Source organism: Paenibacillus sp. SAFN-117 (genome assembly GCF_051966115.1).
Classification (GTDB): Bacteria; Bacillota; Bacilli; order Paenibacillales; family NBRC-103111; genus Paenibacillus_L; species Paenibacillus_L residui.
The window spans coordinates 13,426-37,059 of record NZ_JBQCLK010000008.1 but is presented as its reverse complement, the minus strand read 5'-3'; the positions used below and the strand labels follow the sequence as shown (position 1 = coordinate 37,059).

The 23,634-nt window shown below is 50.3% G+C and carries 20 protein-coding genes; 13 read left to right on the top strand and 7 right to left on the bottom strand.

The window, feature by feature from the left end; genetic code table 11:
• Positions 1-110 precede the first annotated feature (110 nt).
• Entirely contained in the window at positions 111-947 is an 837-nt protein-coding gene (locus ACTHRH_RS07180) for a sugar phosphate isomerase/epimerase family protein (RefSeq protein WP_440414802.1), read from the top strand.
• Between the two features lie 839 nt (positions 948-1,786).
• On the opposite strand, the gene ACTHRH_RS07175 is transcribed toward ACTHRH_RS07180, so the two are convergent.
• Positions 1,787-3,355, bottom strand: coding sequence for an FAD-dependent oxidoreductase (locus ACTHRH_RS07175; protein ID WP_379288149.1), 1,569 nt, complete (start codon positions 3,353-3,355; stop codon positions 1,787-1,789).
• A 12-nt stretch (positions 3,356-3,367) separates the two neighbouring features.
• Complete coding sequence (locus ACTHRH_RS07170; RefSeq protein WP_379288151.1) at positions 3,368-4,462, bottom strand: hypothetical protein; 1,095 nt, start codon at positions 4,460-4,462, stop codon at positions 3,368-3,370.
• A 402-nt stretch (positions 4,463-4,864) separates the two neighbouring features.
• On the opposite strand from ACTHRH_RS07170, the gene ACTHRH_RS07165 reads away from it, so the two are divergent.
• The 8 genes from ACTHRH_RS07165 to ACTHRH_RS07130 all read left to right on the top strand — a co-directional run bounded on the left by ACTHRH_RS07165 (position 4,865) and on the right by ACTHRH_RS07130 (position 14,669).
• A complete protein-coding gene (locus ACTHRH_RS07165; protein ID WP_440414799.1) occupies positions 4,865-7,195 on the top strand; it encodes a helix-turn-helix domain-containing protein in 2,331 nt (776 codons plus the stop codon).
• A 315-nt stretch (positions 7,196-7,510) separates the two neighbouring features.
• On the top strand, positions 7,511-8,479 hold the full coding sequence (locus ACTHRH_RS07160) for an ABC transporter permease (protein WP_379288157.1): 969 nt from the start codon (positions 7,511-7,513) through the stop codon (positions 8,477-8,479).
• A 23-nt stretch (positions 8,480-8,502) separates the two neighbouring features.
• A complete protein-coding gene (locus ACTHRH_RS07155) occupies positions 8,503-9,378 on the top strand; it encodes a carbohydrate ABC transporter permease (protein WP_144940322.1) in 876 nt (291 codons plus the stop codon).
• Positions 9,379-9,443: 65 nt separating this feature from the next.
• Positions 9,444-11,015: an extracellular solute-binding protein gene (locus ACTHRH_RS07150; RefSeq protein WP_144940324.1), complete on the top strand. Its 1,572-nt coding sequence runs from the start codon at positions 9,444-9,446 to the stop codon at positions 11,013-11,015.
• A 634-nt stretch (positions 11,016-11,649) separates the two neighbouring features.
• Positions 11,650-12,192, top strand: a complete 543-nt coding sequence (locus ACTHRH_RS07145; protein ID WP_379288162.1) for an RNA polymerase sigma factor — start codon at positions 11,650-11,652, stop codon at positions 12,190-12,192.
• On the top strand, positions 12,179-13,336 hold the full coding sequence (locus tag ACTHRH_RS07140) for a hypothetical protein (RefSeq protein WP_440414796.1): 1,158 nt from the start codon (positions 12,179-12,181) through the stop codon (positions 13,334-13,336). Before ACTHRH_RS07145 ends, ACTHRH_RS07140 begins: the two co-directional genes overlap by 14 nt.
• Before the next feature lie 195 nt (positions 13,337-13,531).
• On the top strand, positions 13,532-14,443 hold the full coding sequence (locus ACTHRH_RS07135; RefSeq protein WP_440414794.1) for an NAD(P)/FAD-dependent oxidoreductase: 912 nt from the start codon (positions 13,532-13,534) through the stop codon (positions 14,441-14,443).
• Positions 14,444-14,522: 79 nt separating this feature from the next.
• Positions 14,523-14,669 (top strand): hypothetical protein, encoded by a 147-nt coding sequence (locus tag ACTHRH_RS07130; RefSeq protein WP_440414792.1) that lies wholly within the window; start codon positions 14,523-14,525, stop codon positions 14,667-14,669.
• 31 nt (positions 14,670-14,700) lie between these two features.
• On the opposite strand, the gene ACTHRH_RS07125 is transcribed toward ACTHRH_RS07130, so the two are convergent.
• Positions 14,701-15,453: a DUF2161 domain-containing phosphodiesterase gene (locus tag ACTHRH_RS07125; protein WP_440414790.1), complete on the bottom strand. Its 753-nt coding sequence runs from the start codon at positions 15,451-15,453 to the stop codon at positions 14,701-14,703.
• Positions 15,454-15,730: 277 nt separating this feature from the next.
• On the opposite strand from ACTHRH_RS07125, the gene ACTHRH_RS07120 reads away from it, so the two are divergent.
• Together ACTHRH_RS07120 and ACTHRH_RS07115 are read left to right on the top strand one after the other, a co-directional pair.
• Positions 15,731-16,651: a hypothetical protein gene (locus ACTHRH_RS07120; RefSeq protein ID WP_144940332.1), complete on the top strand. Its 921-nt coding sequence runs from the start codon at positions 15,731-15,733 to the stop codon at positions 16,649-16,651.
• Positions 16,652-16,822: 171 nt separating this feature from the next.
• A complete protein-coding gene (locus tag ACTHRH_RS07115) occupies positions 16,823-18,718 on the top strand; it encodes a PrkA family serine protein kinase (RefSeq protein ID WP_144940334.1) in 1,896 nt (631 codons plus the stop codon).
• 242 nt (positions 18,719-18,960) lie between these two features.
• Here the strand turns inward: ACTHRH_RS07115 and ACTHRH_RS07110 are convergent, their stop codons facing one another.
• The 3 genes from ACTHRH_RS07110 to trmL all read right to left on the bottom strand — a co-directional run bounded on the left by ACTHRH_RS07110 (position 18,961) and on the right by trmL (position 20,374).
• Positions 18,961-19,203: an AbrB/MazE/SpoVT family DNA-binding domain-containing protein gene (locus tag ACTHRH_RS07110; RefSeq protein WP_144940336.1), complete on the bottom strand. Its 243-nt coding sequence runs from the start codon at positions 19,201-19,203 to the stop codon at positions 18,961-18,963.
• 163 nt (positions 19,204-19,366) lie between these two features.
• Positions 19,367-19,768 carry a DMT family transporter gene (locus ACTHRH_RS07105; RefSeq protein ID WP_144940338.1) on the bottom strand — a complete coding sequence of 134 codons (402 nt, stop codon included), beginning with the start codon at positions 19,766-19,768 and terminating at the stop codon, positions 19,367-19,369.
• 141 nt (positions 19,769-19,909) lie between these two features.
• The gene (gene trmL / locus ACTHRH_RS07100) at positions 19,910-20,374 is read right to left on the bottom strand and encodes a tRNA (uridine(34)/cytosine(34)/5-carboxymethylaminomethyluridine(34)-2'-O)-methyltransferase TrmL (RefSeq protein ID WP_379288170.1); all 465 of its coding nucleotides are present in this window, start codon (positions 20,372-20,374) and stop codon (positions 19,910-19,912) included.
• Positions 20,375-20,784: 410 nt separating this feature from the next.
• Between trmL and ACTHRH_RS07095 the strand changes: the two genes are divergently transcribed.
• Positions 20,785-21,525 (top strand): response regulator transcription factor, encoded by a 741-nt coding sequence (locus ACTHRH_RS07095; RefSeq protein ID WP_379288172.1) that lies wholly within the window; start codon positions 20,785-20,787, stop codon positions 21,523-21,525.
• Positions 21,526-21,662: 137 nt separating this feature from the next.
• Here the strand turns inward: ACTHRH_RS07095 and serC are convergent, their stop codons facing one another.
• Positions 21,663-22,751, bottom strand: coding sequence for a 3-phosphoserine/phosphohydroxythreonine transaminase (gene serC, locus ACTHRH_RS07090; RefSeq protein ID WP_379288174.1), 1,089 nt, complete (start codon positions 22,749-22,751; stop codon positions 21,663-21,665).
• A 107-nt stretch (positions 22,752-22,858) separates the two neighbouring features.
• On the opposite strand from serC, the gene thpR reads away from it, so the two are divergent.
• Entirely contained in the window at positions 22,859-23,455 is a 597-nt protein-coding gene (gene thpR, locus ACTHRH_RS07085; protein WP_440414786.1) for an RNA 2',3'-cyclic phosphodiesterase, read from the top strand.
• Positions 23,456-23,634 lie beyond the last annotated feature (179 nt).

The following is a 23,634-nucleotide window of genomic DNA, read 5'->3' as shown; positions in this document are numbered from 1 at the left end:
AAGCAGGCGTTTGGGGGGCTTAACCTATTTTGCTGTACTTTTGTCAAACTCTTGCTTCTATTTCCCCGACAGGCTATAGTAAGTCCAAAAGCAAACAGGAGTGTGGACAAGTGGGATTAGGAATTCTGGCCCATACGGTCGGTAGGCTTCCGCTTAAACAGTTAACCGAAACTTTGGGGGCTCATAAGATTGATTTTGTTCAACTGGCTTTAACCAAAGCAATCAGCGACATCGACACGGGCACGGGCCGATTAAGTCCGGGGTTGGCCAATTATATCGCTGAACATTTTGACCGGCAGGGTATTCGCATCGGCGTGCTCGGCTGCTATATAAATCCGATTCATCCCGATCCGGAAATCCGACGCGAGGAAATCCGGCGTTTCAAGGAACATCTCCGGCTGGCTAGAGACTTCGGCACATCCATCGTCGCTACCGAGACGGGAGATCACGATACGTTCCGCTATCAGGACCCCGAAAGATACCTCGAGATCGGATGGACGGTGTTAAAGGAGAGTATCACGGAGTTAGCGGAAGAAGCGGAGAAATGGGGAGTGACCGTCGGTTTGGAGCCGGTCTGCGTACATACGCTCTCCAGTGCTGACCATATGAAGCGGATCTTGGAGGAAATCCCCTCCAGTACACTCGGGGTCGTCTTCGACCCATGCAATTTGCTTGATCATCGGAATTTCGCAAGTCGGGAAGAGGTTGTGCGGCAGGCCCTGCAAACTTTCGGGGAAAGAATCGTATTGGCCCACCTGAGAGATGCCGTTTATCGTGAAGGGGAACGGCCAGACGTCGTTAAGCCGGGGGCGGGAACTTTTAACATTAGCGGATTCCTGGAGAAGCTGCACGAGTACAAGCCTTGTATCGACATATCCATCGAAGGGCTCCAACCGCACGAGATTGACGAAGCGTTGGACTATGTAAGAAGCCGGATGCCTTTCTAACAACAAGAGGGTTTTTTTTTGCGGGAAACAATCTTTACCGGGACGTCGAACGGAGCGTTAATAAGCCGGCTCCGCCCTTGTGAACTGTTCCTTCTGCATTTCGTCCAGGTAAATTCACACGATTTGCGTGGAGATATGACTAAATTACCTTGAATATCTTGACACGCTGCCCTGAAAATCCCTTTATTCTCACCATTCGATGGTGCAGCTCAGCGTTATGGGCGTTACTAACTGTATTTTATGTAGGTAGATTGAGGCGAATGGCGCAAAATGACTAAACTACCTTGAAAATCCGTCTATTTTACCGTCTGCAGGCATCGTTGCAAGCGGAGCGGCACGTCTAACTGTATTTTGTACAGGTAGATTCAAGCGAATGGGCGAAAATGATCAAACTAACTGGATAAACTACAGTTAAAATGGGCAACTTTGGGCGAAACGGCTGTTTTGGCGCAAACTAGCTGTAGGTTTTCCAGTTAGTTTCCATATTTCTTCCGAATATAGAAATCTAACTGTATGAAATCCATTTAGTTTTCAAATTTCACACTATTGAAGCAATTCAACTCTATTCTACCTTGAAAATCCATCCATTTTCATCATCTGATGGTGCCGCGGTCAGCGACATGGGGGTCTAAATGAAAAACTGTAAGGATAAACGGCTATCGCCGTCCTTTGGACAGGCACGTTTACCGATGTAATATAAGAACACGTGTAAGATGAGACTTACAATTTTTTATATTAAATAAAAAACCGCTAAGCCCCAATTCCGACGGGCCTAGCGGTTTTTGGTCTATGGGGCATACTGCGCCCTATGCCCATTGCTGCCGGGCATTTCCTTCAAGCTATACCGCTGTGATTGCGGGCCAATCCAATTCAATGCCTTCGCGCACCAGCAGAGCCTGGAAATCAGCCAGCAGCTCGGCCTGATTTCTTACCTGCCGTGGGGTCACTCCGCGCTCCAGACAATAGGCGGCCAGATAACCGGCAGCCTCGCCGATATTCCATTCCACCGGATGGAGGCGATAACATCCGTTCGTCAAGTGGGTGACCCCAATGTTCTTGCATGCCGGCAGCAAGTTATTGACCCGTACCGGAATCAGGCTGCCCAGCGGGATCTGGAACGGCAGGCTCGGGATATAGAGGCCGACCGTCCCTCCGGTCGTAGGATGCAGATCGATCCGGTAACAACCGACTCCAACCGAATCCGGGAACTTCTCGGCCCCCTGGTCTCCGCGTGTCGTCGGGCTGATGTGCTGCTCCAGTACGGTAAATTCCGCACGGATGCGGCGGGACTCGCGGATGTACGGGTACTTGGCCAGTCCGTCCTCCGTTCCCACTACATCCTTCCTCAAGCGAATTCCCGGATATCCGCGCCCCCCGTCCGGACGCGGTGCTTCCGTCTGCAGCCAATAAAGCAGGCTGAGGCTTAATTGCTTCGCTTGCTCCAGATTCCGCTCTCTCTCATCCTCGCTCACTTCATATATATTCCCAAGCCAATAATCATTCTGCGGCCAATTGACAATCGTTACATCGCTGTCGAAGACTCCCTCCGCGAACAGAGTACGGTCCACTATTCGCCGATAATCCCATAACGGAAAATAGCCGGGCTCCGGAAACAGCGAATAACCCTTTTGATGCGAAGCGAAGGAAGTCCAGCTCAGCAGCTTATCCGGTTGGAAATCCGCTTGATACTGCTTCCAAAATTCGTAATCCCGCGGCTTCTCAATCGTATGATCCTCCCCTTCGCGGTAATCGACGGCAAAGCAGTAGGTGATCGACTGAATATCTCCGGGCTGTGCAGGTCCTTCCAGCGCATTCGGCTCTCCAGTCTCATCCCTGGATTCGGCTCCTGTCACGTATTCGACGCCGGCTAACGGCAGCACATCCCCGCATTCTGTAGCATCAAGGAAATAAGGAGCGGTCAGCACCGTCTCTTCCCCCGTCCGCAAGCAAGAAACCGTTACGGAGACGACATCGTCACCGGACGTTTCCGCCCTAACCACCCTCCGGTTCAACAAAACCTGTACGCGGCCGCTGTGGATATACGGTGCCAGCATTTCTTCGAAGCAGGCAAGCGCCACCCGCGGGTCTATACAAAGGCGGCTGACAATGCCGTTCCCCGGATTGAGACGTTCGTTCCGCATCGCCTCGGGAGTCATTGCAAAATTTCTTTTGTAGTAATCGCGTGCCCGGTTCCGAAACTCCCGGTAGGTCGCGGTGCAGCCGAACTGTTCAATCCAGCGGTGCTCGTCTGCGGGAACGGCTTGGCTGGTGAACTGGCCGCCCAGCCAATCGGTCTCCTCCGTCATAATTACCTGTTTGCCCTGTTTGGCCGCAGCCAGCGCTGCTGCACAGCCGCCCGTTCCGCCTCCGATAATAACGATATCGGCACGTAGACTTTTTCTATCCATTAGATTCATCACCTATTTCCTTTCACTCGATTCTGCGTTTATATCCTCGGCCTGGTCCAGCACAAGATAGGATAAAATCCCTGCGAATGTAGCCGCTTTGCGAAAGGTTGTCGTCACCGGAGTCCGCTCCGGATCATCAGAGGTTACCTTGGGCCGGAAGCAAGCGGCTCCTTCCTTGATAACAGCTTCCTCCGTCTCACGCAGCCGGCTCATGACATAATTACTTGCTCCTTCTATCTCGGGGCAGCGGGAGAAGGACAGCCAAATTTCCCAAGCGTTGTTCCAATCCCGGCACCACCAGGGAGCTTCGTTGAAGTCATTCGGACCTTCCTCCATCGCCTGCAGCATTGTGTCTACCGCTTCCCTTGCCACCCGGTTCCAACGGTCCTGCAACGGCGGCGGAAGAAGCGGAACGACCGTGTGGGCAAAGGCTATGATCGTGCCTTGGTAAGCAACGCTGTTGCCCATACCTACCTTGCCGTCCCATAGCTCGGTATAGGGCCACCAGCCCGGGCTATGCTTTCCGAACCGGTCCGCCACATGACTCACAATTTCCTCCGCCTTCGACCGGTACTGCTCCTCTCCCGTAACCTGGTATGCTCTTCCGAAAGTATGGGCGGCATATATATCGCCATTCAAGACATCGTGTCCTGTAGCGTTCGGATTTTTATAGACGGCGCCCGGATTCTCTTCGGCCACCTGAGTCAACAAGTATTGAGCCGACTGCACAAGGCTGCTTCGTGCCGCTTCACTGCCAGTTCCCTTATAAAGATGATATAAGCTGTTCGCTACCGCACCGATTTCCGCAATGTCGACCGTCCCGGCTTCTCCCTTCTTTACATAATAGGGTTGTCCGAACGCGCCCTGAGGAAGCTGTCTACGCCGTACATCCTCTGCCAGCTTGCGGGCGATGTCCTTGCCGTCTCCCTGATGCAGCTTCCAATCCAGCAAGTAAAAGCAGGCCGCCTCACCTGTCGTGCAGCAGCTGGCCCGATCCCCCAATTCCTCATCGTAAATGTAGAGCGCGCCCGTCTCTCCCTCTTCTCTAAGCAGTCCGTCAAAATAAGGCCTTAAACGGGATACGACGGATGACACAATCAAATTCATGCTGGAGCTCCCCTCTTTGATTGAAAATTTGGTACAATGAAGATAGAATTAATATATCATGAACAGGAGATTTTTTCCCCTATTTCTTATTGAGAATAAAGAAAATTTCCAGAATGGAAGCCGCGGCCTCTTTGAGCTTCTTCGCCGTACACAGATGCACAATGAACCGGCGAATATCGTGGACGTTCTCTCCGATGAACGATTCCGCGCCCCGGTTACCTTCATAACATGATCACGGTCCCCACACCCGAACTTTCATAGCGGCCGTGTTTTTGCTTTGAACGGCGTCTTCCGCTATTTTACTTTGACAATAACGAATAAACTTATCACAATGATAAAGTGGCCCCGCTTACATCTGAGGCAGGAGGCTTTACGCGACTTTGGGATGGGGTGAATAACTGAATGCTTCATAAATTGAATCTATGGCGAAACCGATCCTTCAGAAGAAAATTATTTATATATTCCATCCTGATCTGTATAGTTCCGGTGATATTGCTTGGAACCGCTTCCTCCATTATTGCCTCGCGCATGGTTCAGGAGGAAGTGAATCATAACCAGCAGATTATTCTGCAGCAGATGCAGTTCCAAATGGACAGCATGCTGCAATCGCTGGACAGGGCATCCATCCTGCTGGCTAACAATGCCGCCGTGGAGAAATCCGTGGAGCTGGGCCCTACCAACAAAAATATTGACTACACGCTGGAAATGATCGATTCGATTAAAAAACAGCGCAGCTTTTCCAATATCGATTATGATGTCGCTATCGCCTTCACACTGTATAACAAAGTATATTCCAGCAGGGACGGTTTCCTGGATCTTACCGACTATCCCTATTATGGATTGATTAAAAATACGGAGACCCACTACGGATCCGCGGTCGCCATTCCGCCCCATACGTATCCGGGACAGGACGAGCTTCTGTTTATGCGGCCGGTGCCGATCTTCTATTCCGAACAGAAGAAAGGGCTGCTTATTCTGCAGGTCCCGAACGAAAAGCTGACTTCCTTCATCCAATCCGTCAATTTGGGAGAGCGAAGAAAGCTGTATATCGTCAACGAAGAAGGAACCATTGTTCTGAGCAAGGATTCGGACACTATCGGAACGAAGCTAAGCCCATCCGTCTTCCAAGCGGCGTCATCCGGAACACAGTCCTACTCCGGCCCTGTTGCCGTTGACGGAACCGATTACAATATATCGGCGATCAAATCTTCTTTTAACAATTGGAGCTATATCGCCATGACAGAAACCGCACTGTTAACGGATAAAGCCGATAGAATTCAGACGATCACCTGGATTGTCGCTGCTGTTCTAACCTTGGCGGCCGCCCTTCTATCCTTCGTTGGTGCCAAGAGATTGTCCTTTCCGATCCAGAGACTGCTTAACAAGCTGTCTGGCGATGCCAGGAAATCCGCGCATACGGACGATATTCAGGAGTTGGACTCTTTCATTCAGAGCATGGTGAAGACGAATGACCGGTTGAAGAGTGAAATTAGCGAGCAGCTCCCGTACCTTAAGGAAACCGTCTTCCAGCAGCTTCTGCGCGGCGAGATGAGTGCCAAAGAGATTATCAGAGCCTCCGAAAGATACGATTTTCCGCTTCGGGGGGCCTGGTTTCACGTCTGTCTCGTCGATGTCGATGAATATGTCCGCTTTCAGCAAAATTACCGTGAACGCGACCGTTCGTTGATGATGTATGCCATTCGCAAAATCGTGGAGGAAATATGCGAGGAGAAAGAGAATCTCTCCTGCTTGACGGTAACCCCTCTACCGGGGCAAGTCGCCGTGATCCTTGGCATAGAGGAATCCAACAGCGAATCGATAGAAGCTATGGACCGAATCGCCGCCGAATTCCGGACCAATATCCGGCAATATTTTCAATTCTCCGTGACGGTGGCGCTCAGCCGCCCTTACAAGGGCTATACCCAGATCAGTACCGCTTATCAGGAAGCGCTGGAGCTTCTAAGCTACCGGCTGTTAATGGGACATGACCGGATCATCTCTTCCCGGACGATCGAACCGGATATCGAGCAGTCACGAACGACCGTCGTCCGATGGCAGAAGGAAATTGTGTCCAGTATCTCTCAGGGAAACATTGAACAGGCGAAAGCGAAGCTGGAGGAAATTGCCGGACTGGTCCCCCGCTATGTCCATAATTCGGAAACGGTGCTCGGATTGTTCGCTTATTTGATCGGAGAGCTGGACTATTTCCTTCAGGAAGCAGGATTGAACGCAGAGGAGATATTTCCGGGTGATCCGTACAAGCAGTTATACTCCATGACCCGTTTGTCAGAAGTGACCGTCTGGTTTACAGAAACGATCTTCCCGGCGATTCATGCTCAATTGAGCGGCCTTCATGCCAACAAACAAAAGAAAACCGCACGGCAAGTGATGGACTACATTCACGAGCATTTCGAAGAAAATATTTCATTGCAGCTCGTAGCCGATGAGCTCAATCTGTCCCCATATCACATCAGCCGGGCGTTTAAAGAAGAAACGGATACGAATTTCGGGGATTATCTGATTCAATACCGGATGGACAAGGCGAAGGAATGGCTGATTTACAGCGACATGCCGATTAAAGAAATTTCCGAAAGGCTCTGCTACACTTCTGTACAGAATTTCACCAGAATCTTCAAGCAGGTTGCGGACATGCCCCCAGGTCAATATCGTAAAAAGTATCGTGACCCGGCCAAAGAGAATCCCGATGGGGAATCGTCAAAGCTTCTCTCGTAATTAAGTGTCCTTGGTTCGAACAACTAAATACCAAATTATGCAAAACAGGAGATCGGGCGTGATGATAATTTTGCCCTGATTTCCTGTTCTTTTTTTCATCTCAAAATAACATAATACCGCCAGTGACGAGAGGGTATTACAAAGTGTCCGGATCCGGCTATGGCGGATTAATCTTTTGTTGCACTTCTTTATCTTTTACCGCAAAACCCGCTTCCCTCAACAGATAATTGCGTTTAATCCGCCTAAGCCCCATAGTAAGCAGTACGAAAGCGCAGGTTTACGCCATCAAACTATAAGGAGGTAATCCGTACTGTTATGAAAGCCCAACCAACCGAATCTCTTCCTACACCTCCCCTTCCGGGTTCCAAAGCAACCATTTGGCGCAAGCTGGCGAAAAGAATGTGGAAGGACCGGTTTTTGCTTCTCATCGGCCTGCCGGGGATCGCTTATTTCATCCTCTATAAATATGTCCCGATGCTCGGTCTGTATTTGGCCTTCATTGATTTCAATCCGTTCATCGGGATTACGCAAAGCGAATGGGTAGGCTTCGCCCATTTTAAAACGATTTTTGCCGACGCGGAAATCGTCAACGTTCTATGGAATACCCTGCAAATCTCTTTTTTGCAAATCGCTTTTGCATTTCCTATCCCGATTGTGCTGGCCCTGATGCTTAACGAGCTGCGCGGTCAAGTTTACAAAAGGGTTGTGCAATCCATCGTTTACCTGCCCCACTTCTTATCCTGGGTGGTGGTGATCGGGATCTGTATCATCTTTATGCGAAGCGAGGGATTAATCAATCAGTTTCTTATCAACGTGTTGGGCTGGGAACCGGTTCCGTTCCTGTCTAATCCGTCCTTGTTCAAGCCTATCGTCGTTCTTCAAGTCATTTGGAAGGAATCCGGATGGGGGACGATCATTTTCCTGGCTGCCTTGGCTGGCGTCAATCCCCAGCTTTATGAGGCCGCGGTCATGGACGGGGCCGGTCGGTTCCGGCGTATGTGGCACGTCACTCTGCCCGCCATCCGCAGCACGATTGTCATTCTGCTTATTCTGCGACTGGGCAATGTTATGGACAGCGGCTTCGAGCAAATCTTTCTGATGCTGAATCCGTTCAATATGGAAGTCGGGAACGTGCTGGATACTTACGTCTATTTCAAGGGAATCGAGCAGTCCGACTACAGCTTCGCTACCGCTGTTGGATTGTTTAAGGGAGCAGTCGGCCTGATTCTGGTCATGTCCGCCAACTATCTAGCCAAAAAATTCGGAGAAGAAGGAATCTACTAACAAGGAAAAGAGGTGCAGCCTAAGTGAAGGAAAATACATGGAGTTCACGCCTGTTTGACGGAGTCAATATCGTGCTGCTGGCTCTTATTTCGCTGGTCATGCTGATTCCCTTTCTGTACGTAGTAGCGGTATCCTTCTCATCGTACAAGGATTTTCTGGAGAGCAGCTTTGTTCTTATCCCTAAAGAATGGGTCATCGACTCCTACCAGTATATTTTCGGCTCCAGCTCGTTCGTGCGCTCTATCTTCGTGACGGTTTATATTACGATACTCGGTACGTTCATCAATTTGTTCTTTACGGCTACGCTGGCATATGTTCTGTCAAGACCGGTTATCGGTCAGAAAGTCGTCTTGTTCGCCGTATTATTTACTCTGCTGTTCTCGGCCGGGATGATTCCGACCTATCTGGTCGTCAAGGAGACCGGGCTCTTGAATTCCATCTGGGCGCTCATTCTGCCGGCTGCGATCAGTCCGTTTAACCTGATTGTCATGAGACAGTTTTTCATGAGCATTCCGCCGGAATTGAATGAGGCAGCCGTGATCGACGGGGCTAACGACCTGCATACGTTTATCAAAATCATCTTGCCTTTGTCCAAGCCTTCCATGGCGGCCTTCGGCCTGTTCTACGCGGTTGCTCATTGGAACAACTATTTTACAGGAATTCTGTACCTGAACGACCCGGCCAAGTGGCCCATTCAGGTCATTCTAAGGCAAATCGTAGTGGTCAATGAAGCACAGAATTCGCTCGGGAATCCGCAAGTGCTGCTGGAGCACTCTCCGCCGGCGGAAACGATTCAGATGGCGGCCATCATCGTCGCCACCCTGCCTATTCTGCTGGTCTATCCGTTCCTGCAGAAGCATTTCGCCAAGGGGGTGATGCTCGGTTCGGTTAAAGGTTAAATCGAAGCAGTATTGCCTGAGAAGTCATTATCGGGATAAACTTTGGATAAGGGGGATAATCTGCAATGAAAATGAAACCATGGTTAGCAGCAAGTCTGGTGCTGGCGGTATCGGCAATGACGGCCGCCTGTGCCTCGAAGCCGGAAAGCGGCGGTGCAAGCGGCGGGGAAACAACCAAGGAGAACGAGAAATTCACGATTACCGCTATCGATTTCCGTTACGGAACGATTCCGCCGGCGAACGGCAAAGGCATCGAGATGATCAATGAGCGGTTCAATGTGGATTACAAACCGCAATATGTCGTACAATCCGATTATGTACAGAAGCTTAGTGCCGTTATTGCTTCCGGAGACATTCCGGACATCATTGTCATGGAAGGCACGGATTCGAATTTCTATAAATGGGCCAAGCAAGGGGCGTTCCTGCCTCTTAACGAATACATGGACAAATACGAAACGTTCAAGCTTATTCCGGACAATGTCCGCAAAGCCGTAACCATCAATGGCAATATCTATGCTATTCAAAGGTATTTGACCGAAAATTATGAGCTGACTCCGGTAATCCGTAAAGACTGGCTGGATAACCTCGGCCTGAAGGTTCCGACGAATTATGAGGAATTAAAAGAGGTGGCCATCGCCTTCACGAAGAATGACCCGGACGGCAACGGTAAAGATGATACTTACGGTATGGCCATGTCCCAGAATATCAACCCTCATTACGGAATGGGAGCTTATTGGGATTGGAATGCGTGGTACCACAAGAACGAGGATGGACAATTTATTCCCGGCTTCATTTCGGAAGCGCGCAAGCAGCACATTTCCTTCCTGGCCGATCTTTATAAGGAAGGGGCCATTTCGAAAGATTTTGCCCTGCTGAACTGGGCACAGACGAACAAGGAGTTTTACTCGGGTAAAGCAGGAATCTTCATCGGTACTCCCCGCGGAATGAACTCCACTTACATGCAGGGGCTCGTCGATATTGATCCGAAGGCCGACATTGTGCCGATTCCTCCGTTCGAGGCTCCGGATGGCTCCAAGGGCTTCACCTCGTCCGCCGGATACTACGGTGTGATTATGCTTAACGCCAAGCTCAAGGATCAGCCGACCAAGGTGGAGAAAATTCTGGAGATGATCGATTTCGGCCGCAAGTTCTATCCTTTGGAGGAGCGCAAGCCGGATAATGCCGACTTCGACTGGATGAACGGCCACGAAAACAATGGCTACAAGATAGTAGACGGCAATGTACAGAGAGAACCGGATGAGAAAGGTCTCTCCCCGTTCAATTATATGCCGGATAACCGGATGTGGGCACCGAACGATCTAGCCAACGGCTATTCGAAGGAATACCCGGTTGAGCTTCTCCGTAAATTGGCGGCAGAACTGGAGACTATGCATAGTGAAACAAAGCATTATATCAATCCGATGAATGCAGTCTTCTCGGAAACACGATCTGCCAAGGGCTCAGAGCTGGATAAATTCCTGTTCACCGAACAGACGAAGATGATCGTCGGCGAAAGACCGATCTCCGATTGGGACAAAATGGTTCAGGAATGGATGGACAAAGGCGGCGCCCAAATTATTAAAGAAGCTAATGAGGGCATGAAAGAGAACGGTTATACCGAGCCGCAATGGAAGTAATATAAAACGGGGCTGCTCATTGGTCATCTTAGATGACTTATGGGCGGCCCCTTTATTAATTTCATTTTTCATTATGATGTCTAATAATCGGGGTTCAGGCCAAGGAGTCCCTTCTCATTTTTTGTGTATCTGTTCTAAGAAAGCTCCCGAATTGTTTTCAGCTTGCATTTTTTCTAATTGCTCAATTTCTTCGGAAGTCACTGCATAAGGATGAATACATACAAAACGGCATACAAAAAGCACCCCATCGCACGACAGGATGCTTTATAAGCCTATTAAATGACTTACAGCCCTTTGGTCTTATCATCATTGTAGGCAGCCGTCAGGATAGCCGTGATGAACATGATGAATACAAGAATACTAATCCAGAAAGAAAGAGACATTAGAAGCACCCCCCGGGCATTGGTTAACTTTATTTAAGTATCGATGGCGTTCTTATAAGTAAACACCTATATTATACCCAATGAAAGTCAAAAAGAAAACGGCCAAATGTGAACATTTCCTAACACCGTCTATAGCTGTCGGCATTGTTAAAGCTGATAAACGGAAAGTCGGCCGAAGACAAAAAAATATAGGCAACTCCGGTGGGAACCGGTTTCGTTTTAAAGTGTCTAATAGGTTGGAGGTGAGGCCAGTGGAGAAATATTTACAGTATGCATCCAAGATGGATGACCATGCTTTTCGCGAATTAATGAATGAATATGGTCAGGAGGTCTGGAATTATGCTTATTTTCTAATTCGCCGCTTTGACGCAGCGGATGATCTTGTGCAGGAGGTTTTTATCCGCGTTTATCAAAATATTGGCTCCTTTCGCGGAGAATCATCGATTAAGACATGGCTGTTCGCCATAACGCGAAACTTGGCTTTTAATTACAAGAGATCTGCCTTTATCCGCAAGGTCACTTTAACGGATTGGATCGGCAGGCGAGAAAGCTCCCCCTCGGCCGAGAAGGAAGCGCTGGATCAAATACTCACGGACGATCTGTGGAAGATCGTACTGGACCTGCCGGACAAGTACCGGGAAGTGCTTGTGCTGGACGCCAGATATGGACTTTCCAATAAAGAAATAGCCGGCCTGTTGAAGATCTCCGAGGGCACGGTCAAATCCAGGCTTCATCGGGCAAGAAACAAGGTAAACGAGCAGATGAAGGAGGGAATCAAATATGGCATCATCTAAACCGGAATGGTACAACCGGCTGCAGACAGGACCCTTTAAGAAGCATACGTTTACACAGCATACTATTCAACGGATCGAGGCCCGGATTTCGTCTGAACGAAGCCGCAAGCGACTTTCCCGGAGAAGCAGGGGGATGCGGATGCTGGGTGGAATTGCGGGAGCAGCTCTGTGCCTGGCCTTGCTGTTGTGGTTGATGCCTGGTGGCCGCCCTGCCAACACTATTTCCGGAAATCCGGTTTTTAACGCGGCTAAAATCCATGTAGGCGATAAGGTGGGAGGCATGAAGGTGATTTCCAAGGAGGAAGGCACCTACGGAGTCGACTCCGTCAAGACTACTTTCGAAGGAAGACTCGAGCTTAGCGGCCAATTTGAATATTATTACAGGGACACGGAGCCCTATAATCCGAATGATGTCATTTTTATCCCCGATGAAGCGTCAGTATTGCGGCTTCCCCGCCCGGAATCGATGCAGGATATAAGAGTAAGGCTTGCTTTGGACTTTACGGATCCGCAGGAGAAGGCTAGCTTCGGGACTCAAGGATCCACCGGAACGGCGACCATCATCATTGACAGCTATAGCGTTGTGGCCGCCGAAATTGTCGAAGGCGTCCCTAACCGGGCACATCTAGCCCGTATATCTGAGATTTCTCTTGCTCCCCGGGTAGATCCGGAAACGGCCAACCCGGATTTTGACAAAGCCATGGCTAACTTCCCTCCCGCTCCATTGAATGCAAAAGGCGAGCTGGATACCGAAGGCATGCAGCCTTGGCTGGAGCAGGTGGATCAGCAATTTGCAGAAGGATTGGTCATGAATGAGAAGCCGATTAGCGCTAATCAGAGGGGACGGGTACATGAGTGGCTGAATCAGGTATTTACGGAGGAGAAAACTATTGAACTGCTGGATAGTTATGTACCGGAGATTGGGGGCGGCGAATATATGATCTTCGGAGGGCTAACCAATCTGTTCCCGCCCGTAATAATCGAGAAATTCGAGAATCCGTCTCTGGAACGGCAAGGCGAAAATTATTACCGGTATTCCGTTATGCTGATAGCAACCGGCACTGAAAATTACAAGCTGTTCTGTTCCGTTACCTTAGAGAACGGAGCCTGGAAAATCGGGGATTATTATTATGAGCCCTTGTGAGGAACTTCCGTGAAAATGCTGTAGTCCATTCGTCACTTGACAGTGCCGCGCAAAGCGTAATGGATGTCCCCAACTGAGAAGTTTTCAGCTGCGTCCCGCTTATTTGGATTAATGGACGATTTCGTGTTAGGTCATACTAACCTTGTACGATATGACCCGCCGGATATAAAGCGGCAGCTAAGGAGAACAAAGTATATGAGCTACGAATGCATTATTGTAGGAGGAGGCATTGCCGGACTGCAGGCCGCCATCCAGCTCGGACGGTATGAACACCGTGTGCTCGTCATCGATGCGGGCAGCGGGAGATCCGTGCTGTGCCGACAATATCACAATCTTCTCGGATGGCCGGAAGGGGTATCCGGCGAATATTTGCGGCAGTTGGGGCGGCAGCATGCCGAAAACCATGACGTTGAATTTGCCGACGATTTCATTGTCGATGCCTATCGCGATGAACCCGGTTTCGTCCTTAAGTCCCGAAGCGGCCGTGAATATCACTGTCTGACACTTCTTCTCGCCACAGGAGTCGTTGACCGGATTCCGGATGATCTCCCCGAGCTCCTTCCCTGCCTCGGCATAACCGTGTATGTATGCCCGGATTGCGACGGGTACGAAATCCGCGGCCTCTCCACCCTCGTCCTGGGCTCCGGGGAAGCGGGAGCCCGGATGGCTCTCACGCTGCAGCCGCGAACCCACCAGCTTGTCTACATCAACCACGGGAGACAGGAGGTTAAACCGGATACGGCTGCCCGTCTGAAGCATAAGCAAATTCCGATCATTGATCAGGCCATCGGCGAGGTTTTGGTCGAAGGAGACGGCCATTTCCGCGGGGTTCGCTTAACGAACGGAGAGCTGGTGCAGGCGGAAAGAGCCTTCGTCGCTTTCGGAGGCAATCTGGTGAACTCGCAATTGGCGGAGAAGCTGGGGATCGAAAGGCTGGAGAACAAGCACATCCTCACCGACCCGCGAACGAAGATGACCAACGTCCGGAACGTATGGGCCGCAGGAGATATAGCGGTGCATTCCGAGCAAGCCGCCATAGCCATGGGCGATGGCTCGCAGGCAGCCATATGGATTCACAAGGCTCTTTCGGCACTGTCGGACCATTAGACCAACTAGCCGTTTGAATAAACCCTGCTTCTCCGAGACAAGCTATTTCAAACACAAGAAAAGAGGGAGGCGTTCCAATTTGAAAAACTCCAACCCGCAAAACCATAATCCCCAGTCCAACGATAAAGAGAACAAGAATTTAACGGATAAGATGCCTTCGGACGATGCGTTACAGGCTATGACCGGATTTATTAACCGGAAGGATCCGGACAAGGACGATTGTTAAACTCATGTCAAAAAAATAGAAAACCCTGCAGCTAAAATGGCAAAGCAGGGTTTTCGTCATGGTATGAATCCGGGCTGCCCGCCCCATCTTCCATCCGTTCAACCACATGGGCAAACTCTTGAAGCGCCTTCTCCCCTTGAGGGGCAAGGGCATAAATCCCCCGGCTCACCCGCTGAAACCAGCGGTAATAATTATGTTGCAGAAGTGCCGCCGTCTTGGGGTTCCCGGTCAGCTCCTTCAATTGTCTGGGAGCCATTGGTCCGTTAAGCTTCAGATAATAAGCGCATTGAAGAGCTTTTTCCCGGTATGCGGTGACGAGCTTGCGCTGGGTACTTCCGCCTATATTATAATCCCCGCTCCTCTCATTAAACTCTTTCACCAGCTTGGCCGTTTGCTTCAGGTTCTTCCTGGGAACATAGGGTTCAGGGTGGCATACCACTTCCACCAGCGGTGCTTTCCGCTTATAATAACGGACCGTCATCAGCCCCAGGCCGAGCATCCTGCACAGCCGCTGCAGATCCCCCCATTTTAGTTGATGAGGGGCCCGTCCATGCTCCTTCTTCTCAATAGCCAAATAGACCATGTCCGATTGACGCAGCCTGTCCACTCCCTGTACGAGCAGCGGAATCGTAAAAGACTTCTTCAGCTCCACAATGACGGGGGGCTCCTCTCCGCGTATGGCAACCAGGTCGCAATTCTTCACTTCTCCCTTAACTTCATAGCCCAAGCTCTCCATATATGCCTTAACCGGCGCATAGAGCTCGGTTTCGCTTCGAATCGGCACGTATTCTTCTCTCCCTGTTAATGCTGCAATGTGCGCAATCGTATGACGCTTTCCCTATTCGATTGATGTAACTTTATCCAAATATGGATGCCTACTCGCAGGTCCATTCCCGTCCGTTTCCCCGTTGCCCGGGCCGTCCCCTGCCATTTTCAAGCGGGTAAAGACCTATGCCTTCTATGGAAAATACGGCTTCGTTCATCTTTTTCCCATTATACCATACCCCCACAAACCCTGTACCGTTCACGAATGTTGAAAGCAAGAAAGGAGATGATCCCCCATGGGCCAATTGCCCAAGCGCTGCTTATTCTGCGAAAAAAATATTACCGGCATATATGTAAAGGAGCTGGGGAGTTACCTTTTTAGAAAATGCTATTGTACCGGGACAGGAGAGTACGAAATAACCGAGGAGGCTTATGAACGGCTCAATGCCCGCCCGCATCAACAGAAGAGAGAGCAATACCCGCTTGTTTCCGGGTACATCCGGGAAATGTGCGAGCGGCAGGAGCAGGTGAAGCTTGTGACCGATGATCTCAGCTTCATTCTGGAGTCGCCCGGAATCCCCAGGACGCTGGAGGCTAAGAAGAATAAATGTCTGGTTTATCTGTACCGTCATTCAGACCGGCCCGAGGACCCCGTCGTTCTGGATCCGATCCAGTCCGCCTACAACCTGACGTATTCCCCGAATTTGCAGGAATTTATATATATTTTGGAAGAGCTAAAGGCAAGCAAGCTTATTTCCCGGATGGGATCTACGCTGCGGCTGACCCCCAAAGGCTGGGAGGAAGCCGCGAGATTAACCGAGGGCAAGTCCGGACGGACGGTCTTCTTTGCCGTGCCGGGCGCATCTCCCGCCGCGGAAGCCCTGCGCGATACGGTCATCCCGCAGTTGGATGAGAACGGATATGCAGCGGTTATACCGCCGGCGGCAGCGGAGCTCCCCGGGCATTCCCGGGACACGCTCGAGCAAATCCGGCAGAGCGACCTGGTCATTGCGGACCTGAGCGGGTCCGATCCTAAGGTATGTTTCGAAGCCGGTTATGCGCAAGGAACCGGCGTACGGGTCGTGTATATCTGCCATCAAGATGATTCGCCGGAGCCCGGTTTGTCCCTCATCCATCCGGGACAACCGCTCCGCTGGAGCACTCCGCAGGAGTTGGCGGACAAGCTGACGGCCTATCTTGCGGCGGGGGCAAGCTAACGGCGGAAACTTGGCAGAATAGCAGGAATTCGCCGCATGTAAGCTTCTTAAGGAGATCGTTTCGAAGCTTTTTTATCCGGGGGATCTTGGAATTTCGGGAAACATCTCTCGCTCCTCTGCATAGTTATTAATACGTTGGTTTAGCACTTGCTGGGGAGAGAGGAGGCAACCATGGATATTTTCAAACGTATATCCGAACACCGGACCGAAATGGAGAGGCTGTCATGGACCGGTACCTTTGCGGAATATCTCGAAAAAGTGAAGAACAACCCGGAACTGGCAATGACCGCGCATGCAAGAGTTTATAAGATGATCGAATCCCATGGGATCGAAGAGCACAACGGGCAGATTAAATATAAATTTTTTGAGCAAGAAATTTATGGCTTGGACCGCTCCATCGAGAAACTGGTTGAGGAATATTTTCATTCCGCCGCACGGCGGCTGGACGTCAGAAAACGGATTCTGCTGCTGATGGGCCCCGTCAGCGGGGGAAAATCTACGATTGTCACTATGCTGAAAAAGGGGCTGGAGCGGTTCTCCCGCCAGGAGGAAGGCGCCGTCTACGCCATTAAAGGCTGTCCGATGCATGAAGAGCCGCTTCACTTGATCCCGCAGGAATTGAGAGAGGATGTCGAGAAGGAGCTTGGAGTCAAGATCGAAGGAACACTCTGTCCATCCTGCCAAATGCGGCTAAAAACCGAATACAACAACCGGATAGAGGACGTCCTGGTCGAACGCGTGCTGATTTCGGAAGAGAACCGGGTCGGAATCGGAACGTTCAGTCCGTCCGATCCGAAATCGCAGGATATTGCCGACTTGACGGGAAGCATTGATTTCTCGACCATTACGGAGTACGGCTCGGAATCCGATCCGAGAGCCTACCGGTTCGACGGAGAATTAAACAAGGCCAATCGCGGACTGATGGAGTTCCAGGAAATGCTGAAGTGCGACGAGAAATTTCTGTGGAATCTGCTTTCCTTAACGCAGGAAGGCAATTTCAAGGCCGGACGCTTCGCATTGATTTCCGCCGACGAATTAATTATTGCCCATACGAATGAATCCGAATATCGTTCGTTCATCGCGAACAAAAAAAATGAAGCGCTTCAGTCGCGTATTATCGTCATGCCTATTCCGTATAACCTGAAAGTATCCGAAGAAGAAAAGATATACGCCAAGCTTATCAAGCAGAGCGATATGCAGCATATTCATATGGCTCCCCATTCCCTTCGCGCCGCAGCCATTTTTTCGATTCTGACGCGGCTTAAGGAATCCAAGAAGCAGGGAATGGATCTGGTCAAGAAAATGCGGATGTATGACGGGGAATCCGTGGAGGGCTACAAGGAAAACGACCTTAAGGAAATGCAGAACGAATTTGTCGAGGAAGGGATGTCCGGAGTCGATCCGCGGTATGTCATCAACCGGATTTCGAGCGCGCTCATTCGCCATGACGTGCAGTGTATCAACGCTCTGGATGTGCTGCGGGCTATCAAAGACGGCCTGGATCAGCACCCTTCCATTACGAAAGAAGAACGGGAGCGTTACCTTAATTTTATTTCTATTGCCCGCAAGGAATATGATGAATTGGCGAAGAAAGAAGTGCAGAAGGCCTTCGTCTATTCTTTCGAGGAATCGGCGAAAACCTTATTTGAGAACTATCTGGACAATATCGAATCATATTGCAATTGGACGAAGATGAAGGATCCTCTCACCGGAGAGCCGGTGGACCCCGATGAACGGCTGATGCGTTCCATTGAGGAGCAAATCGGCATTTCGGAAAACGCCAAAAAAGCGTTTCGCGAAGAGATTCTCATCCGACTGTCCACCTATTCCCGCAAGGGCAGAAAATTCGACTACAACACTCATGAACGGCTGCGAGAGGCTATTGAGAAGAAGCTCTTCGCCGACCTTAAGGACATCGTTAAAATTACGACATCGACCAAAACGCCCGACGCCACTCAGCTCAAACGGATTAACGAGGTGACCCGCAGGCTTATAGACGATAACGGCTATTGCCCGGTCTGTGCGAATGAGCTGTTGAAATATGTGGGCAGCCTATTGAATAGATAGGATGGGCAGCGGATAAAAAAAGCTCCTAACGAAGCCTCTTCGAAGACGAATAACCCGGTTTTAAAGGTAGCTTTTTATGCCAATTAGAAAGTTGTTCCATTTTAATGCTTTAATGAACTTAAACTTTCTAATGTGGTAAGATAGAAGCGCACCTGCCAGGTTGGCAGATGCGCTTTTATTTTTGTTATCGTCATCATTAACAATCGCGGTTGTATAAAGTCCGGGCTTATGTAAGCAGCTTATTATTTCCCCGTTACCTGCTGCAAACATTCCGCACAAATGTGCTTGTCCTTAAATTCAACAACGCTGTCCATGGTTGTGCAGAAAACACAGCGTGGGCGATACCTTTCCAAAATAATATGGTCACCCTGCACGAGGATTTCTACCGGGTCCCCTTCATTCATTCGGAAACGGTTCCTTAACGATTTAGGAAGGACAATTCTTCCCAGTTGATCAACCTTGCGAACGATCCCGGCTGGTTTCATTCTAAATCACCCCAATCTGAGTTAGCATTTCACCCCTCTTTATGATATTCGTAACCGCCTTCTGTTTTATGTCGCTAATTCTGCCATTACCTTAATATGGGAAAATGCACTTACCAACCGCGCACCTAGTAAATACCCCCGCCTTTCCGGGTTGAAACACCCCTTACTTATCTTGATTGGCGTTCGCATCAGGCTGGACAATAATAGACAAGGATTCATTGTTTACGGCCGCACCGCCCTTTGCTTTCGCTTCTCCTCCTATGTTAAGACCTATAACTCCAAGAATAATAAGCAGGATGGAGGCCGCCTTGAGCCAGGTCATCGATTCCTGGAACACCATATAGCCGATCACCGCGATAGCGGCTGTACCGAGCCCCGACCAGATCGCGTATGCGACACTTACGGGAACATGCTTCAAGGATAAATTCAGGCTGGAAAAAGCAAGTAAATAAAAAACGATCATCAGAGCGGACGGCCAAACTTTCGTAAAGCCTTGCGACAGCTTCATCGAAACCGTCCCGGCTATTTCCAGTACTATGGCTAACAACAAATAAACCCAGGGCATCCTCTTCACTTCCTCTCGAATTGGACTTGTTGTCCGGATCCTATATACGGCAACGGACAAAGAAACATAAACAGCGAGCCGGTTGCCGCAACCTGACTCGCACTCTAGCTTATTATGGGTCGGCGCGTATAGCAGCCGTTATTAGGTTAAGCCTTTAAATTGAAGCTGGCGAAGGCCTTCGTATAGAATAATGGCCGCAGAATTGGACAGATTAAGCGACCGGACCTCTCCATTAATTGGAATTTTGATGCAGGTATCTTTGTGCTCCTCCAGAATCTCCTTGGGCAGACCGGCCGTTTCTTTGCCGAACACGAAGAAATCTCCATCCCGAAACTCGAAATCGCTGTACCATTTCTGAGCCTTCGTCGTCGCGCAGAAAAACCGCCCGTCGGGATACAAACGCTTAAGGTCGGCGAACGAATCGTGATACTCCAATTTAACGGATGGCCAATAATCCAACCCCGCTCTCTTCAACGCTTTGTCATCTGTAGAAAAGCCCAAGGGGCGGACCAAATGAAGACAGGTCCCCGTTGCGGCACAAGTCCGCGATATATTTCCCGTATTAGCGGGGATCTCCGGTTCTACCAAAACAATGTGAAATGCCATAGCTTCTCATTCACCTTTCTGAAAAATGCTCTGCGTCTATGATAATAAGCCCTGCTTAAAGTCTAGCGGCAATTGATGGCTGACATCTTCGCTTCCTGGTTTGGGAAAACAATCAGGCTGTTATCCTCGTGATTTGCGGAAAATTGCGAAATGCAGCATGGAGACAATCAATCACCTGCAGATTTGCAGGTTCTTCTCCCGGCTTACCGCATCTCTAATCTTGACACAGTTGCCGCCCAGGTTTCAAGTGCTTGTTAGCTCCCCGCACTCCGGCCGCCTATGACGAAAAACACGGCCGTTCGGAAGTTAACGATTTATAAATTTTACATATAGTTTACTTATCATTAATTCGCCACTGACATAGTTAAGCAATAATGAAAATAATTCAGTAGAAAAAGGAGACCATGCGGATGAAGAACAGAATTTTGGTCGTTGACGACGAACCGTCCATTGCCATGCTGTTGGATTACAATTTGAAGCTGGCCGATTTCGATGTGCGTTGTGTTCACGATGGCGGAGCGGTATTTGAATCGATCCGCTCTTTCCGACCCGATCTTCTCGTGCTGGATCTCATGCTGCCTACGATGGACGGCGTTCAAATCTGCCGCAAGCTGAGGAGCGAGGGAAGCCGCATCCCGATCATCATGCTGACGGCCATGCAGGAAGTGTCGGACCGGATCGCCGGACTCGACCACGGAGCCGATGATTATATGATCAAGCCATTCAGCCCGCAGGAGCTGATTTCACGTATCCGGGCCGTATTGCGCCGGGCCGAAGCTTCCGCCCCGCAGCCGCCGGCAAGCGATATCCATCTGGGCGATATCTGCATAAGCTCCGAACGCAGAGAAGTCACCCTGAACGGCAAGCTGATCGATCTGACGCCCAAGGAATTCGAATTGCTGCTTTATTTGTGCCAGCATCAAGGACGAGCCTTAAGCCGCCAGCAGCTGCTGCAAAATGTATGGGACTATCATTTCCTTGGCGATACCCGGATCGTAGACGTCCATATCAGTCATCTTCGCGATAAAATCGAGGCGGACCCGCGAACTCCCCGGTATATTCAAACCGTTCGCAGTGTCGGCTACAAAATTACAGACCCGTTGACTGTCCACGGTCAACGCAAGAGCGTTTCTTCCGCCCTCCAGGCTTAATTGGGAAGAGTCATCTTGAGCACAACATCAAATAAAGCAGCGCATTCCCGCAGGAGGAACACGCTGCTTTATTTAGTTGTAGTCACAGCCGATTGGCAATTGAACTACTCCTCTCCCGCTCGGCAATTGCACTGCACCTACCCGTTACGACGCTGGAAATCAGCCATGAAATCGGCCAAAGCCTTGCAGCTTTCATAAGGTACGGCATTATAAGTCGATGCGCGCAGATGTCCGACGCTGCGGTGCCCCTTCAAGCCGACAAATCCGTTCGCGGCCGATTCCTCAATAAATTTCTTCTCCAGCTCGTCCGATTGCAGCTTGAAAGTGATGTTCATGATCGAACGGTCCTGCTTGACCGCCATTCCCTCATAGAATCCCCCGCTGTTATCTATGGCGTCATAGATCAGAGCCGTTTTCTCCCGGTTCATCTTCTCCATGGCGTCGATTCCCCCGTTCCTCTGAATCCACTTCAAGACGAGGTTCATCATATATACCGAATAAACCGGAGGGGTATTATATAACGAGTTATTTTTAACATACGTATCATAGCGGAGCATTGTCGGAATCGTCTTGGGAGACTCCTTCACGAGATCTTCGCGCACGATAACGAGCGTCACCCCGGAAGGTCCGAGATTTTTCTGCGCTCCTGCATAAATAAGCGAGAATAGGGAAGCATCGAATCGATGGGACAAAATATCGCTGGACATATCACCGATTAACGGTACGCTGCCCGTCTGCGGAAAGGTGGTATATTGAGTCCCTGCGATCGTTTCGTTAGAAGTAATATGAAGATACGCCGCGTCCTCGGGAAGCTGAATCTCGTCCAGGGATGGCAGATTAAGCGGTCCTTCCTCTTTGGAAGCCGCCGCGGCATAAGTGTCTCCGAACAGCTTCGCTTCCTTATAGGCCTTGTCCGCCCAGCTTCCGGACAGAACATAAGCGCCCTTCCTGCCGGGAGCAAGCAGGTTCATCGGCACCATCGCAAATTGTGTGCTCGCGCCCCCCTGCAGGAAAAGAACCTTATACCCGGAAGGAAGCTCCAGCAATTCCTTGACCAGCTGCTGGGTTTCATCGTTAATCTGCTCGTATTGCTTGCTGCGGTGCGAGATTTCCATAATGGACATGCCAATCCCGCCGTAATCGACGATCTCTTCCTGAGCCTGCTGCAGCACCTCCAGCGGGAGTGCCGCCGGCCCTGCGTTAAAATTGTATGCTCGATTTGCCAAGTTCCACACCTTCTCCATGTATGATATCGTAATGATAACAATATTTTTATACCGCTTCAACATTTAATAGACATTAGAGACAACCGCAAGGAGGCATCCCGATACCTATGGCATCATCAGCCCGGCTCTTTATCGCCGCCCCGATCGCTCCCCCGGTCAAGAGAACGCTGGAGGAATGGACCCGGCAGCTATCCAATGAGCTTCCCTTTCGTAAATGGACCCACCCGCTGGATTATCACATTACTCTGCAATTTCTCGGAGAGACTTCGCCGGAAACCCGCAGCCAAATCGACCAAGCCCTTCCGGGAGTAGCCGCAATGCATCCGCCCTTTGTTCTCTCTCTGGGCAAATTAGGCTATTTCGGTCCGAACCGTTCTCCGCAGATTCTATGGGCAGGAGTCGAAGGAGAAACCGCCCCTCTGCTGTCCTTGCACCGCTCAACCGTTCAAGCCATGCAGAAGCTCGGCTTCATGCCGGAAGACAGACCTTACCGCGCTCATATTACATTGGCGAGAAAATATATCGGTTCGGCCCCCTGGCCCTCCTCATCCCTGCCGGGTATGCTCTCGACGGAAGATCTAGAAACCGCCTGGAGCGTAAACGAGATTGTGCTTTACCAGAGTCATTCCGGCCAACGCCCAATGTATGAAACGCTTTCCACTTACCCCTTAGCCGGGAACACGTTGAACGACCCCACAAAGTGACGTATGCCTTCGAAGCGTATTCCGTCCGCACCCTAACAGGGTCGGCGTCTACACCTTCCTCTAAACGCGGTCGCTCTTCATGACTTTCCTTCGATAAAGGTTTATACAATACTTTGCGGGGAGCCCCCAATCTTATAGATTCTATACTATTGAACAAACCGCCGGCAGCAGCCGGCGGC